The 17124-nt window shown below is 45.0% G+C and carries 5 protein-coding genes and 3 pseudogenes; 4 read left to right on the top strand and 4 right to left on the bottom strand.

Going from position 1 to position 17124, the window contains the following annotated elements; genetic code table 11:
• The 4 genes and pseudogenes from CCS41_RS10445 to thiH all read left to right on the top strand — a co-directional run bounded on the left by CCS41_RS10445 (position 1) and on the right by thiH (position 2896).
• A pseudogene (locus CCS41_RS10445) lies at positions 1-761 on the top strand (HesA/MoeB/ThiF family protein).
• Between the two features lie 12 nt (positions 762-773).
• Positions 774-974: a sulfur carrier protein ThiS gene (gene thiS, locus CCS41_RS10450; protein ID WP_072550078.1), complete on the top strand. Its 201-nt coding sequence runs from the start codon at positions 774-776 to the stop codon at positions 972-974.
• Position 975: 1 nt separating this feature from the next.
• On the top strand, positions 976-1779 hold the full coding sequence (locus tag CCS41_RS10455) for a thiazole synthase (protein WP_072550079.1): 804 nt from the start codon (positions 976-978) through the stop codon (positions 1777-1779).
• Positions 1780-1804: 25 nt separating this feature from the next.
• On the top strand, positions 1805-2896 hold the full coding sequence (thiH, locus tag CCS41_RS10460) for a 2-iminoacetate synthase ThiH (protein ID WP_072550080.1): 1092 nt from the start codon (positions 1805-1807) through the stop codon (positions 2894-2896).
• A 32-nt stretch (positions 2897-2928) separates the two neighbouring features.
• On the opposite strand, the gene CCS41_RS10465 is transcribed toward thiH, so the two are convergent.
• The 4 genes and pseudogenes from CCS41_RS10465 to rpoB form a co-directional block, all read right to left on the bottom strand.
• Positions 2929-7713 carry a YadA-like family protein gene (locus CCS41_RS10465; RefSeq protein WP_240313749.1) on the bottom strand — a complete coding sequence of 1595 codons (4785 nt, stop codon included), beginning with the start codon at positions 7711-7713 and terminating at the stop codon, positions 2929-2931.
• A gap of 135 nt (positions 7714-7848) precedes the next feature.
• Positions 7849-7932: pseudogene (locus tag CCS41_RS17770) on the bottom strand (ESPR domain-containing protein); the annotation flags it as partial.
• Positions 7933-8530: 598 nt separating this feature from the next.
• Entirely contained in the window at positions 8531-12751 is a 4221-nt protein-coding gene (gene rpoC / locus CCS41_RS10470; RefSeq protein WP_072550082.1) for a DNA-directed RNA polymerase subunit beta', read from the bottom strand.
• 121 nt (positions 12752-12872) lie between these two features.
• Positions 12873-17002: pseudogene (gene rpoB, locus CCS41_RS10475) on the bottom strand (DNA-directed RNA polymerase subunit beta).
• Positions 17003-17124 lie beyond the last annotated feature (122 nt).

Genomic DNA, 17124 nt, shown 5'->3' on the forward strand with positions numbered 1-17124 from the left:
ATGAATGATAACGATTTTTTACGTTACAGCCGTCAACTAATGTTGGAAGAAATCGGCATTGAAAAACAGCGTCAGTTACAGGCGTCCCGTGTACTTATCGTGGGTATTGGGGACTGGGTTCGCCGGCCGCCCTTTATCTTGCGGCAGCGGGAATCGGCACCCTGTTACTCGCCGATGATGACCTGCTCGATATTAGTAACTTACAACGCCAGATCCTATACCGCACCAGTGATATCAGCCAGAGCAAAGCCAAACTCGCCAAGAATCATCTACATCAACTTAATCCACAGATAAATATTATCGCCATTAACAAGAGGCTTGACGGCCAAAACTTGACGGATACGGTAATCAATGCAGATTTGGTACTCGACTGCAGTGATACTATGCGCTCTCGCCATCAAGTTAACACAGCCTGTGTTACGGCACAGAAAACCCTGATCAGTGGCAGTGCCATGGGTTTTAGCGGACAACTGTTAGTGATCGAGTCACCCTATACCTATGGCTGCTACGCCTGCCTGTATCCCGATCAAAAAATAGCGCCACACAACTGCCGTACTTCTGGGATATTAGGCCCCGTGGTTGGCGTCATCGGCACCTTGCAAGCATTGGAAGCAATCAAAATTCTAACGGGGATACCCTCCCCACTCAGTGGAAAACTGTGTTTATTTGATGGCAAACAGCATAGTTGGCATACATTACAACTAAGCCGTTCAACTCACTGTGCAGTTTGTAGCAGGACAATATGTGAAAAAAGAGCCTAGTGGAAAAATACTGTGAAAATTACGCTAAACGACCAGCCCATAGAACTTGAAGCCGCCATGACTATTGATGCTCTACTCCGCCAATTACGACGACACCAGCAAGGGCATGCTCTGGCAATTAATCAAAACATTATTCCTCGCAGTCACTGGGAGACCCATTTGCTACAAGAGAGTGATGAGATCTTACTGTTTCAGGCGATAGCCGGAGGCTAATATGTTAAAGCTTAATGATAAATTAAAAATTGCCGATACTTTCTTTGATTCACGTCTATTTACCGGCACCGGAAAATTTGCCAGCTCAAAATTAATGACAGATGCGCTACAGGAATCAGGTTCGCAGTTGGCTACTCTCGCGATGAAACGGATCGATCTAGGTGCCGATCACGATGCAATCTTAACACCGCTACAACAGCTGGGTATCCAATTACTCCCGAATACTTCCGGTGCCAAAACAGCAACGGAAGCTATTTTTGCCGCCGGGCTAGCGCGTGAAGCGCTAGGTACCCACTGGATAAAACTGGAAATCCACCCCGACATCAGACATCTGTTACCCGATCCGATAGAAACCCTAAAAGCCGCAGAAGCCTTAGTAAAAAAAGGTTTTGTGGTGCTGCCTTACTGTAATGCCGATCCATTGCTGTGCAAACGATTGGAAGAGGTCGGCTGTGCTGCCGTAATGCCGCTAGGTGCCTTCATCGGCTCTAATCTGGGATTACGCACCCGTGATTTTCTACAATTGATTATTGAGCAAAGCAACGTACCAGTCGTAGTCGACGCCGGCCTTGGCGCGCCTAGTCATGCCCTGGAAGCAATGGAGTTAGGAGTAGATGCCGTGTTGGTCAATACCGCCATCGCCGTTTCCCGTGATCCCATCCAGATGGCGTATGCCTTTAAACTGGCGGTTGTAGCCGGTCGATCAGCTTATCAAGCTGGTTTGGTACAACCTCAACAACAGGCCGTCGCCAGTAGCCCATTAACCGCTTTCCTCAATCAAATGAAAGATCAAGAACATGCTTAAAGATTTTAGTCACCACTGAAAAAAATTGGATTGGGACGATATTTCTCTGCGTATTAATAGCAAAACAGCACGTGACGTTGAAGACGCCCTGAATGCCAGCAAACCAGGGCGAGAAGATCTGATGGCACTGATATCACCAGCGGCATTACCTTATCTCGAGCCGCTCGCGCAAAAAGCACAACAGTTGACTCGGCAACGCTTTGGCAATACGGTGCATTTTTTTGTGCCGCTCTATCTTTCCAATCTGTGTGCCAATGAGTGTAGCTATTGTGGTTTTTCCATGAGCAACAAAATCAAACGCAAAACACTCAATGAAGAAGAAATTATCCGTGAATGCAGCGCCATCAAGGCACAAGGATTCAATCATTTGTTACTGGTTACTGGAGAACATCAAACCAAAGTGGGCATGGCGTACTTCCGTCATCATCTGCCTGGGATCCGCCAACGTTTTAGTTCTTTAATGATGGAAGTTCAGCCACTGGCAGAACAAGAGTATGCAGAGCTAAAAACGCTAGGGTTAGACGGTGTTATGGTGTATCAGGAAACTTATCATCATGCTAGCTACCACCGGCACCACTTGCGGGGGAAAAAACAAGATTTTTATTGGCGATTAACAACACCAGATCGCTTGGGACACGCTAAAATCGATAAAATCGGCTTAGGGGTGTTATTCGGTTTATCACATAGCTGGCGTGCCGATAGTTATATGCTAGCGGAACATTTATTTTATTTGCAAAAAACGTATTGGCAAAGCCGCTATTCGATCTCATTTCCACGTCTACGCCCTTGCGTTGGTGGGGTTGAGCCTGCATCCGTAATAAGTGAACAACAACTAGTGCAGGTGATCTGTGCTTTCCGCTTATTCGCACCCGATGTCGAGCTTTCTCTCTCGACGCGAGAATCACCGTTTTTCCGCGATAATATGATCCCGTTAGCCATCAATAACATCAGTGCCGGTTCTAAAACTCAACCAGGAGGTTATGCCGATGATCATCCTGAACTGGAACAATTTACGCCACATGACAACCGTTCTCCACAACAGGTCGCACAAGCGTTGATTAAAAATGGGCTACAGCCCATTTGGAAAGATTGGGAGCATTATTTCGGGCGCTCATGAATTCTTGTATTGGACTCCTTGCAAAACCGTGTTTACCATTGATAACCTATCCCCAAAGAGACACCAAAATCTTTTTGCGTGTTATTACTGCTCTGTAGTTTCGTTATCCATTTACCACTTTCAGAAACGGTAGAAACTCCAATGGCAATCGCAGATCCGCCACGATAGCTGGCAACCGCAGCACCTAGCAAACTGGAATCCGGTACATATGCCTGTGGGATCCCGGCCATTGCCATAGATGAAGCGATGCCCGCAGTAAGTTTATTTTTTACCTGATCAAGGCGATTATCCAATTTTTTAATTGCCCGATTTACTGAATGGTCATTAGCGGATCGCATGTCAGCCAACGTCTTATTCAATTGCTCAAGGTTCACCGCATCGTTATCCGCCACACCCGCCTTAACACCACTGATCCTACGAACCCCTTCTGTTCCCGTAATGTCAACTGACTTTCCTCCAGTCAGTTTTCCTACTGTGATCTTTTTGCTACTCGCATCCTCACGTACTAGCTGAGTCATAGTATTAGACGGATATTTATTTCTACCTGCTTTCAATGCAGCAATGTCGCTACTATTTAGAACCACCACATCATTTAGCATTGAGAGCGCATCCCCAACGTTGTTGACCTCCCTATTTTGTACGATATAACTTGGGGAAACAAACTTGTCCTCTGTCGGATCAATCATCGCACCGCCACCGAAGCTGTTGGCAATAGCGGCAATATTGTTGGCATTTTGCATCAATTCGTTATTCGTTTTGAGAAGCTGACTGCCGTTGACCGCATCCACACTGGTTGGGCTTAGCTCACCCGGCGCAACACCGATTAATCTACGCTCTCCATTTTTACCCTCAATGGAAACTTCTTCTGCTACGTGTCCCGCCGCCAAGGTGATACTTCTCGTTTTCCTTGTACTATTGGAGTCTGTTGACCAGCCACCATGTTTCGGATTATCTAGTAATAGGCCGATCGATCCGTTCATAATTTCTTCCCGCAATTGCTCGATACCATCGGCATTTTTTTCGACTTCATTATTGGTCGTCAGCAATTGGCTACCATTGATGGCATCTGTACTAGTCGTACTTAGCGCACCCCGTTTGACACGGGTTAAAATGCGTGATCCGCTTTGACCTGCAAAGGAAATCTGTTCTCCACCTTTCATAGCAGCGACAGTGATAGTCGCTATAGGCGAATTTTGCTGTACCAGACCGACCACGCCTTCACTAATATCAGTAGTCAATTTGCTGATACTTTCAGAATTTTGCACAATTTTGCCAGCATTTTCGACAATATCAGCAGCATTTTGCACAATGTTTCCAGTATTTTTCGCCACATTTTGATTAACAGTAAAAAGCTGACTGCCATTGACAGCATCGCTACTATCTATACTCAACACACCGTCTTTTAAATCGCTTAATTTACGAGATCCTGTTTTACCTGCCAGAGAAACCTGATCTCCGGCACTTTCACTCGCTACAGTGATAATATCCGTCGGCGATTTTTGCCGCACCAAACCACTTGCCCCTTTTATAACACTGTTGCTAAATTTGTTGATATCGTCAGCATTTTTCGCAATATCCGTATTAGTGGCAAAAAGCTGACTGCCGTTAACCGCATCGCTACTACTAGCACTTAATTCACCATCTTTTAAGCCGTTTAAGGTGCGCACACCTGACGTACCAACGATGGAAACTTTATCACCTGAGTTTGTGGCAGCCACAGTGATAGTATTGGTAGGAGTGTCTTGCTGTACCAAACCGATAGATCCCTGACTAATATTGTTAGTCAAAGTTCTAATCTCGCCAGTATTTTGCGTTATACCGCTTGTATTCGACCGAATATCGGTGCTATTTTGCGCAATCTTTCCTTCATGTTGTGTGATTTTGTCAGCATTTTGCGTTATACCACTTGCATTCAATCGAATATCAGTGCTATTTTGCGCAATCTTTCCTTCATGTTGTGTGATTTTGTCAGCATTTTGCGTTATACCACTCGCATTCAATCGAATATCGGTGCTATTTTGTGCGATCTTTCCTGCATGTTGCGTGATTTTGTCAGCATTCTGCGTTATACCACTCGTATTCGACCGAATATCGGCACTGTTTTGCGCGATCTTTCCTGCATGTTGCGTGATTTTGTCAGCATTCTGCGTTATACCACTCGTATTCGACCGAATATCGGCGCTGTTTTGCGCGATCTTTCCTTCATGTTGCGTGATTTTGTCAGCATTTTGCGTTACACCACTCGTATTCAACCGAATATCAGCACTGTTTTGTGCGATTTTTCCTTCATGTTGCGTGATTTTGTCAGCATTTTGCGTTATACCACTCGCATTCGACCGAATATCGGCGCTATTTTGTGCAGTCTTTCCTTCATGTTGCGTGATTTTGTCGGCATTTTGCGTTATACCACTCGCATTCGACCGAATATCGGCACTGTTTTGTGCGATCTTTCCTTCATGTTGCGTGATGTCACTGATATTTTTTGCAACACTTTGACTATTTTTTGCAACATTTTCATTAGTAGCAAAAAGCTGAGCACCGTTGACCGCATCACTACTGCTCGTGCTTAACTCAGCGGATTTTAGGCCGTTTAACCTACGTGCCACCCCTGCATTACCGGCAAAAGACACCTGCTCACCTGCTCTGTCCGCCGCGATAGTAATCACGTTGCTTAACGGGTCCTGTCGCACTAATCCAATGGCTCCTTGGCTTATATTGTTAGTCAGTGTACTCACCGCCGCCGCATTTTCCGTTATCTTCTTCGCGCCTTCCCCGATATCTCGGACATTTCTCGTCACATTCTCATTGGTAGCAAAAAGCTGGGCACCGTTGACCGCATCGCTGCTACTGATACTTAACGTACCCGCTTTTATACCGCTTAATGTGCGAGCGGCTCCAGTGTTACTCGTAAAAGAAATTTGTGTTCCTGCACTATCCGCCGCGACGGTAATCGCTTTGCTTGATGGATCCTGTAGTACTAATCCGATAGTTCCTTGACTAATATCACGGGTCAATTTACTGATAGTATTTACATTTTCGGTAATTTTTTGCGCACTCTCTACGATATCTTTAGTGCTTTTTGCAATATCATCACTATTTTTCACAATATTTTTATTAGTAGTAAAAAGTTGAGCACCATTGATGGCATCGCTGCTATCTGCCGTTATGTCGCCTTGTGTAACACCCGTTAATTTGCGTGTCCCTGCGCTACCAGCAAAAGAAACCTGATTTCCTGCTTGAGTAGCTGCAACAGTGACGACCTTAGTAGTACCATCCTGTTGTACTAAACCAATCGCTCCCTGATGAAGGTTACTGATCAATCTTCTAATATTATTGAGATTTCCCGTCACATTGGTGTCAGTAGCAAAAAGCTGGCTGCCGCTGACAGCATCAGTGCTAACGGTGCTTAACTCGCCTGCCTTAATGCCACTCAATCTGCGCTCCCCTGTTTTTCCCTTTAATGAGATGTTATCTCCTCCACTGTCGGCCGCTACAGTGATAACCCCTGTCACCGGAGTTTGCTGCACCAAACCAATCGCTCCTTTGCCGATATCTACCTTTAGCTGGCTGACAGCATCATTATTTAGCCTAATACTGCTAGCATTGTCCAAAATCGTATCGGAATTGGTCCTACTTCTAGCTGTGTTTTTTTTCACTTCAAGGGTATTTCTCTCAATCCCTTCAGTATTAATGGTAACGGCGGTGTTAGTAGAAAAAAGCTGACTGCCGTTAACCGCATCAGTGCTACTCACGCTTAACACACCCTCCCCAACACCGGTTAACATCCGTGATCCTGCTGTACCAGCAAAAGAAATTTGATTTCCTGCACTGGTAGCGGCGACAGTGACGGCTTTGCTTGATGGATTTTGCCTCACCAAGCCGACCGACCCCGCATTGATGTTAGTGGTCAATGTACTTACGTCAGCAGCATTTTGTGTAATGCTTCTGGTATTTTTCGTCACTTCTCCGTTAGTGGCAAACAGCTGACTGCCGTTAACAGCGTCACTGCTGTTAGCGTTTAATATACCTTCCATGACACCGGTTAACTTACGAGTTCCCGACGTACCTAGAAGCGAGACTTGTCTTCCTGTTTTCCTCCCAGCTACCGTAATCTCCTGAGTGATCACATCCTGTTGTACTATGCCGAATAATCCACTATCGACTTCAGATCTATGAGTTCTAATACTATTAGCATTTTTCGTCACTTCTTGCTCAAGCTGAAAAAATTGACTACCGTTGACGGCCTCCGTACTACTGTTGCTCACGGTTCCCTTAGCAAGGCTGGTTAATTTACGTGGATTGGTTAGAGTTCCTATCGATACCGTTTTGTCTTGATGAACGATTGAACCACTACCAAGAGCAACAGAATTTGCGAAGCCATCAACTCTGGCTTCACTACCTATGGCAACAGAACCTACGGAGCTATCAACCTTAGCACCATTACCTATGGCAATACCCTTCGTCGAGTTATTGACACTGGCTTCATTACCAACACTAATACCCCCGAACGATTGCTTTACCCATACCCCACTTCCTATTGAAACAGCACGCTCCGATGGCCCTTTTGTATCCTTATCACCAAAAGTTCTACCCACATCACTATCAGCGTCACCACTACCTCTGCGATCAATCGACACTCCTGAACCTATTGCCACACCATATACAGAATTAGCACTCGGGTCGTCACCAATGGCAACACTGCCAAAATAACCCTGAGCTCTTGAACCAATCGCAACGCCAGCAAGCGTCTTCCCTTGCGCCCCACCTTTACCCATATGACCCGTTGCATCAGTTTTTGTGCTTGCACTCTCGGGCACCCCTCCATCAATTACCAATGCTCCATTTGCAGCCTCAATCCTCTGTCCAGAATTTGCAGCGTAACTACCAAATACTATGCCGGATAGAAAAAGACCAATAATTAACCTATAAACCCACAATTTTTTTTTGCCTTTCTTTCCCGACGCTTTTGCCAGTTCTGAAGCAGCTATCCAACAGCCTAAAGAGCCATGCCAAACTATTTTATATATTCTGTTCATTGGACTTTATTTCACTCTATAAACATTATTTTTTACTTGGGATAACGACTAATTTCTTATGTTCATCACAATAAAATGCTATGTAGGATTTACATTCTTGTCGATGTCATATAAATAGATTAAGACAAAGTATAATAAATAATTATCCTTACTAAATAATTATTCCCTCACTTTATAAAACGATTAAACGAATATAACGAGATTAGAATATAGCTACTGCCTAATCAAAGTTTCAGAAAAAACTTAATTTTAATATACCTCCAAGTATCATATAATATTAATTCTATCTAAATATTATAAAACAAATAGATAGATTTATTTTTTTAAGATAAAAATTAGGGGAATTAGATTGATGAAATAATCTAATATAAAATTTTCACTGTATTATTATTAGTTCACAGTAATTGGAAGTTTAGCTAGTAATATGTAAAAGGCAAATTTGCACAAAATATTTTTTTATTTTCTATCATATTAAAATACGAAATTTATTATTAAACAAAAAAAATCAGGTTCCAACATTGTTGAAACCTGATTATCAATTATTTATAATTTCTTTCAAATACTACAGAACGATCAATATATTACCTAAAAAAACCTGTTACTCTTTCTTGTTAGCAAAACCCGCATTAAGTAACTCAGCAAAATTCGCTGTCGCCTCATCTTCACTCACCGGCTGTACAAGCGACTTTTCTCCTTGCAGACGGCCACGCATACGTTCCTGATGATAAGCGTAACCGGTGCCGGCTGGGATCAATCGACCTACGATCACATTTTCTTTTAAACCACGCAGTTCATCACGCTTACCTGCTACCGCCGCTTCGGTTAATACCCTCGTGGTTTCCTGGAACGAAGCCGCAGAAATAAAGGACTCTGTCGCCAAAGAGGACTTGGTGATACCCAATAGATCACGGGTATAAGTCGCCTCGATCTTACCTTCAGTTGCCAACTGGCGGTTAGCGATTTTAACACGCGACATTTCTGCCTGTTCGCCTTCCAGAAAGTCAGTTCCCCCGGCGCTAACGATAGTGCCTTTACGCAACATTTGACGAACGATAACCTCAATATGTTTATCGTTAATCTTAACACCCTGGAGACGGTACACTTCCTGCACTTCATTAGTAATGTAACGTGTTACCGCATGCACACCACGCAGGCGCAAAATATCGTGTGGCGATTCTGGGCCATCGGAGACGACATCACCGCATTCTACTACTTCACCTTCGAATACGTTGAGTTGGCGCCATTTGGGGATCATCTCTTCATAAGCGTCACTACCATCCAAAGGTGAGATCACTAGACGACGTTTTCCTTTAGTTTCCTTACCAAACGAGATAATTCCACTGATTTCAGCCAGAATAGCAGGTTCTTTCGGGCGACGTGCTTCAAACAAATCAGCAACCCGCGGCAAGCCACCAGTGATATCTTTAGTACCACCGGATTCTTGTGGAATACGTGCCAGAGTGTCTCCCGCACCGATCTGAACACCATCTTCCAATTGGACAATGGCTTTACCCGGCAAAAAGTATTGCGCAGGGATATCCGTCCCTGGGATCAAGACATCTTCACCTTTGGCATCAACGATTTTTAACGCCGGACGTTGGTCTTTACCACCACCAGTACGCTCTGCACTATCGAGTATCACCAGAGAAGACAAGCCAGTCAGATCATCAGTCTGACGAGTAATAGTCTGACCATCAACCATATCAGTGAAGCGAATGAAACCACCGACTTCAGTGACCACTGGCATAGTATGCGGATCCCAGTTAGCGACTGTTTCGCCGCCATTAACTTCGGCTCCATCACCTTTGCCCATCACCGCACCGTAGGGAACTTTGTAGCTTTCCTTGGTACGGCCGAATTCATCGATCAGTTTAAGCTCAGTATTACGTGAAATAATAACCAGTTTACCCACACCGTTAGTAACGCATTTAACGTTACTGAGTTTTAACTTACCTTTGCTCTTAACCTGAATGCTCGATTCTGCCGCAGCACGCGATGCCGCACCACCAATATGGAAGGTACGCATGGTAAGCTGGGTACCCGGCTCACCGATGGACTGCGCAGCGATAACACCTACCGCCTCACCTTTATTAATAATGTGACCACGCGCCAGATCACGACCATAGCAATTAGCACAAACACCAAAATCAGTTTCACAACTTACTACGGAGCGTACCTTAACACTGTCAACCGAGTTTTCTTCTAACAGATCACACCATTTTTCGTTTAACAAAGTGTTACGCGGCACCAGAATATCAGCCGTACCCGGCTTAAGGATTTCCTCTGCGGTCACACGACCCAATACACGTTCACGCAACGGCTCTTTAACATCACCACCTTCAATAACCGGTATCATCACAATACCATCGCGAGTACCACAGTCATCTTCGGTCACTACCAGATCCTGTGCCACGTCAACCAAACGACGGGTCAGATAACCAGAGTTTGCCGTTTTCAATGCGGTATCCGCCAAACCTTTACGTGCACCGTGAGTTGAAATGAAGTATTGCAGTACGTTCAAACCTTCACGGAAGTTAGCCGTGATAGGCGTCTCAATGATAGAACCGTCAGGTTTCGCCATTAAACCACGCATACCAGCCAACTGACGGATTTGCGCTGCAGAACCACGCGCACCGGAATCCGCCATCATAAAAATACTGTTGAAGGAAACTTGTTTTTCCCATTCACCCTGACGATTGCAAACCTTTTCGACTGACAAGTTTTCCATCATCGCCTTAGCGACACGTTCGTTAGCCGCTGCCCAAATATCAATCACCTTGTTGTAACGTTCACCAGCAGTAACAAGACCTGACTGGAATTGTTCTTGGATCTCAGCAACCTCGGTTTCCGCTTCTTTGATGATCTCTTCTTTTTTCTGTGGAATGACCATATCATCGATACCAACCGACGCACCTGAACGTGCGGCATAAGCAAAACCGGTGTACATGATTTGGTCAGCAAAAATAACCGTTGGTTTCAGTCCCATGATGCGATAGCAAGTGTTTAACATCCTAGAAATGGCTTTTTTGCCTAGCGGCTGATTAACGATAGAATATGGCAAACCTTTCGGAACAATCATCCACAAAATGGCACGACCAATGGTCGTATCGACAATACTAGTTTGGTTAAGGGTTTCGCCTTCAGTGTTACGTACCTCTTCAGAAATACGGACTTTCACCCTCGCATGTAGTGAAGCCAGCCCCATACGGTACACACGCTCTGCTTCTTTCGGCCCCGTCAGTAACATGCCTTCGCCTTTGGCGTTAACACAATCACGGGTCATGTAGTACAGCCCCAAAACAACATCCTGCGAAGGAACGATGATGGGTTCGCCGTTCGCCGGTGACAAGATGTTATTAGTCGACATCATCAACGCACGGGCTTCCAACTGAGCTTCCAGTGTCAAGGGTACGTGTACAGCCATCTGATCACCATCGAAGTCGGCATTATAAGCCGCACACACCAACGGATGCAGTTGGATAGCTTTACCTTCAATCAGAACCGGTTCAAACGCCTGGATCCCTAAACGGTGCAGTGTGGGTGCTCGGTTTAGTAGCACAGGATGTTCACGGATAACCTCATCTAGGATATCCCATACCACAGCTTCCTCGCGTTCCACCATCTTTTTGGCCGCTTTAATCGTCGTCGCTAAACCACGCAACTCTAACTTGCCATAAATAAAAGGTTTGAACAGTTCAAGCGCCATTTTCTTCGGTAAACCGCACTGATGCAGACGCAGGCGTGGGCCTACCGTGATAACCGAGCGACCGGAATAATCAACACGTTTACCTAGTAAGTTTTGCCGGAAACGACCTTGTTTACCTTTGATCATATCAGCCAAAGATTTCAACGGACGCTTATTCGATCCAGTAATAGCACGACCACGACGACCATTATCCAGCAGGGCATCAACCGCTTCTTGCAACATCCGTTTTTCATTACGTACGATAATGTCAGGCGCTGCAAGATCCAACAGACGTTTCAGGCGGTTATTACGGTTGATCACACGACGATAGAGATCGTTTAAATCAGAAGTCGCAAAACGACCACCATCCAAAGGCACTAACGGACGCAGGTCGGGAGGTAACACCGGCAACACGGTCAGTATCATCCACTCTGGCTTGTTACCTGACTGGATAAATGCTTCTAACAGCTTAATACGTTTAGTCAGTTTCTTACGTTTGGTCTCAGAATTGGTTTCGTTAAGTTCTTCGTGAAGTTTCTCGCATTCGGCTTCCAGATTCATATTTTTCAACAGAGCCTGGATAGCTTCGGCACCCATCTTCGCATCGAATTCATCGCCAAATTCTTCCAACGCATCGAGATACTGTTCTTCAGTCAATATTTGACGGTGTTCCAGATTGGTCATTCCGCCTTCAACAACGACATAAGATTCAAAGTAGAGTACGCGTTCGATATCACGTAGTGGCATATCGAGTAACAAGCCGATGCGCGAGGGTAGCGATTTCAAGAACCAAATGTGTGCGGTGGGAGAAGCCAGCTCGATATGCCCCATACGCTCCCGGCGCACTTTAGTTTGGGTCACTTCAACACCACATTTCTCACAAATGACACCACGGTGTTTTAAACGCTTGTATTTACCACAAAGGCACTCGTAATCTTTCACTGGACCGAAAATACGGGCGCAGAAAAGGCCGTCACGTTCTGGTTTGAACGTACGATAGTTAATGGTTTCCGGTTTTTTAACTTCACCGAACGACCACGAATGGATCATGTCTGGCGATGCCAAGGAAATCTTAATGGCATCAAATTCTTCAGTTTTAGCTTGTGCTTTTAAAAACTTTAATAAGTCTTTCACGGGATTGGCTCCTGTCGGAGTTAGATCTGTTGGCTACTCAAACCTACGTTTAAATAGCCCTGTGACCAATGCGAACACCGACAAACCCCCGGCTCTGAGAGTTTGCCGCCTTGGAGAAAATTTACTCTTCTTCCAACTCAATATTGATACCCAGTGAGCGGATTTCTTTCAACAATACGTTGAAGGACTCCGGCATACCTGGCTCCATACGGTGGTCGCCATCCACGATGTTTTTATACATCTTGGTTCGGCCGTTGACATCATCAGACTTAACGGTAAGCATTTCACGCAATGTGTACGCAGCACCATAAGCTTCCAACGCCCACACTTCCATCTCACCGAAGCGTTGACCACCGAACTGAGCCTTACCACCCAGCGGCTGCTGAGTAACCAGGCTATAAGAACCGGTAGAACGCGCGTGCATTTTATCATCAACCAAGTGGTTCAGTTTTAGCATGTACATATAGCCGACGGTAACCTTTCTCTCGAATTTTTCACCTGTGCAACCGTCATACAAAGTAATCTGACCTGAAGTCGGCAGATCACCCAACTCTAACAATGCTTTTATCTCTTTTTCGGTTGCACCGTCGAAAACCGGTGAAGCAATAGGCAAACCTTTTTTCAGGTTCTCCGCCAAACGTAATATTTCGCTATCAGAAAAAGTACTCAGATCAATTTTTTGACACACGTGATCGCCGAGATCATAAGCCTTCTGGATAAATTCACGTAAATTAGCCGCTTTTTCACGCGTTTTGAGCATGGCATTAATCTTCTCACCAATACCTTTCGCGGCCATGCCTAAATGTGTTTCCAAAATCTGACCGATGTTCATACGTGAAGGCACACCGAGCGGGTTAAGTACGATGTCAATCGGCGTACCCTTTTCATCGTAAGGCATATCTTCAACCGGGTTAATCTTAGAAATAACTCCCTTATTACCATGACGACCTGCCATTTTATCACCCGGCTGTATTTGACGTTTAACCGCCAAATAAACCTTAACAATTTTTAGCACACCGGGCGCGAGATCATCACCTTGGGTAATTTTACGCCGTTTACCATCCAGTTTCTTTTCGAATTCGGATTTCATTTCATCGTACTGCTCAGCCAACTGCTCCAGCTGATTTTGTTTCTCTTCGTCGCTCAAGCCAAGTTCCAACCAACGCTCACGTGGCAACTTATTCAACTTGTCAACCTCTATGCCACCGGCAACCAGTACCGCGCGGATACGAGCAAATAAACCAGCTTCGAAGATTTGCAATTCTTCCGTCAGGTCTTTTTTCGCTTGCTTGAGTTGCATTTCTTCAATTCCTAATGCGCGTTTATCTTTTTCTACACCATCGCGCGTAAAGACCTGCACATCGATAACCGTACCAGAAACACCATTTGGTACCCGTAGAGAAGAATCTTTCACATCAGACGCTTTTTCACCGAAGATAGCACGCAACAATTTTTCTTCCGGCGTCAACTGAGTTTCACCTTTCGGTGTTACCTTACCCACCAAAATGTCACCACCAGTGACTTCAGCACCGATATATACAATTCCGGACTCATCCAATTTGGAAAGGGCAGCTTCACCCACATTCGGAATATCAGCAGTAATTTCTTCAGGCCCTAATTTGGTATCACGGGACACACAGGCCAATTCCTGAATATGGATGGTAGTGAAACGATCTTCTTGCACGACACGTTCAGAAACCAAAATGGAATCTTCGAAGTTATAACCATTCCAAGGCATAAAGGCAACACGCATATTCTGCCCTAACGCCAGTTCACCAAGATCAGTAGAAGGGCCATCCGCCAGTACGTCGCCACACTCGATGGGTTCAGCCAAGCTGACACAGGGCATTTGGTTGATACAGGTGTTTTGGTTAGAACGGGTGTATTTAGTCAGGTTATAAATATCAATACCCGCCTCACCTGGACGCATTTCGTCTTCGTTAACTTTAATAACAATGCGCGATGCATCAACATACTGTACAACACCGCCACGTTTTGCCACCGAAGTTACCCCCGAGTCAACCGCCACGGCACGCTCCATACCTGTACCTACCAGCGGTTTATCAGCGCGCAGAGTCGGAACTGCTTGGCGTTGCATGTTCGCTCCCATTAAGGCGCGGTTAGCATCATCATGTTCCAGGAAGGGAATCAGCGAAGCACCAACAGAAACCACCTGTTGAGTGGAAACATCCATATAATCAACTTGTTCGCGGCTAAACAAACTGGATTCACCTTTACTCCGACAAGTTACCAAATCTTCTATAAAACAGTTTTTTTCATCTAAATTAGAGTTCGCCTGAGCGATAACGAAGTTACCTTCTTCAATGGCAGACAGATAGCGAATTTCATTGGTTATTACAATACTACCATTGTCCAGGCCTGCAGCCTCATCATCACTTAAATCGACAAGATGATTATCACGTAAACGTACGGTATGCTTGACGCCCTTATGTTCACCTATATAGACGCCTACGGAACGATAAGGTGTTTCCAGAAAGCCATATTCGTTAGTTCTTGCATACACTGACAGGGAGTTAATCAGACCAATGTTCGGGCCTTCCGGCGTTTCAACCGGGCAGACACGACCATAGTGAGTCGGATGTACATCTCGCACTTCAAAACCAGCACGTTCACGAGTCAAACCACCTGGACCCAATGCAGAGATACGGCGTTTATGCGTAATCTCAGACAACGGATTATTTTGATCCATAAATTGAGAAAGTTGGCTGGAGCCAAAGAATTCTTTCACTGCCGCCGAAATAGGCTTAGCGTTAATCATATCCTGTGGCATCAGTGTGTCAAGATCCCCCAAAGAAAGGCGTTCTTTAACTGCACGTTCAACCCGAACCAGGCCAACACGAAACTGGTTTTCAGCCATTTCACCCACAGAGCGAATACGACGGTTGCCCAAGTGGTCGATATCATCGACTTCACCTTTACCGTTACGAATATCAATAAGCTTTTTCATCACGTCAATGATGTCTTCTTCACTCAAGATACCCGAACCTTCAATCTCGGGGCGAGACAGTGAACGGTTGAATTTCATGCGGCCAACCGCTGACAAATCATAACGATCTGCAGAAAAGAAAAGATTTTCGAACAGGTTTTCTGCTGCCTCACGCGTGGGGGGCTCACCAGGACGCATCATCCGATAAACTTCAACCAAAGCACCCAAGCGATCACTGGTTGGATCAACACGTAGGGTCTCGGAAATATAAGCACCGTGATCCAAATCATTGGTAAATAGCGTTTCGATGCGCTTATGACCTGCCTCACTTAGTTTCGCCAGCAAATCTGTTGACAACTCCATATTGGCGGCACAGATCACTTCGCCGGTATTCAGATCAACATAATCTCTTGCTACCACTTTACCGGTAATATATTCAACCGGTACGTTAATAGAATCAATTTCATCTTTTTCAAGTTGGCGGATATGACGCGCGGTGATACGACGGTTTTTCTCGACATAAACTTTGCCATTGGCCTCAATATCAAAAGAAGCCGTTTCACCACGTAAACGCTCTGGTATCAATTCCATTTGTAACTTGTTATCGCAAATTTCAAATACGACCTTTTCAAAAAAGAGATCCAGGATCACCGGTGTAGTGTAATTCAATGCACGCAGCATGATAGTCGCCGGTAATTTACGACGCCGATCAATACGAACAAACAGGTTATCCTTCGGATCGAATTCGAAATCCAGCCATGAACCACGATAAGGAATGATACGTGCGTTATACAGCACTTTACCCGATGAATGAGTTTTTCCCTTATCACTATCGAAAAATACACCCGGACTGCGATGGAGCTGGGATACGATAACCCGCTCAGTACCGTTAATCACAAAGGTACCATTTTCGGTCATCAGCGGGATTTCACCCATGTAAACTTCTTGTTCTTTGATATCTTTAACTGTGCCTTCGGGGCTTCCCGCTCATAAATGACCAGACGCAGTCTAACCCTCAGGGGTGCCGAATAGGTTACACCACGGACTTGGCATTCTTTAACATCAAAAACTGGCTCACCAAGACGGTAGCTAACATATTGCAACTCCGAATTGCCGCTATAGCTTTTAATCGGAAACACAGAACGGAATGCTGCTTCTAGGCCGTGTTGTCCTGCCAGATCCTGCTCGACAAATTTTTGAAACGAATCAAGCTGGATAGAAAGGAGATAAGGTATGTCCAGTACTTGTGGACGTTTACCAAAATCTTTACGAATACGTTTTTTCTCGGTATAGGAATAAACCATAGGGTTCCTCAGCTCACTGATCTCATGACCCACTCTGTCTTAAGAACGTTGTTCAAAGACAATGCATGCAACGCTATTGATTTTGATCGATTTTCTCGATTGGCCATTATGACTGTAGCACC

The organism is Candidatus Fukatsuia symbiotica (assembly GCF_003122425.1).
GTDB lineage: Bacteria > Pseudomonadota > Gammaproteobacteria > Enterobacterales > Enterobacteriaceae > Fukatsuia > Fukatsuia symbiotica.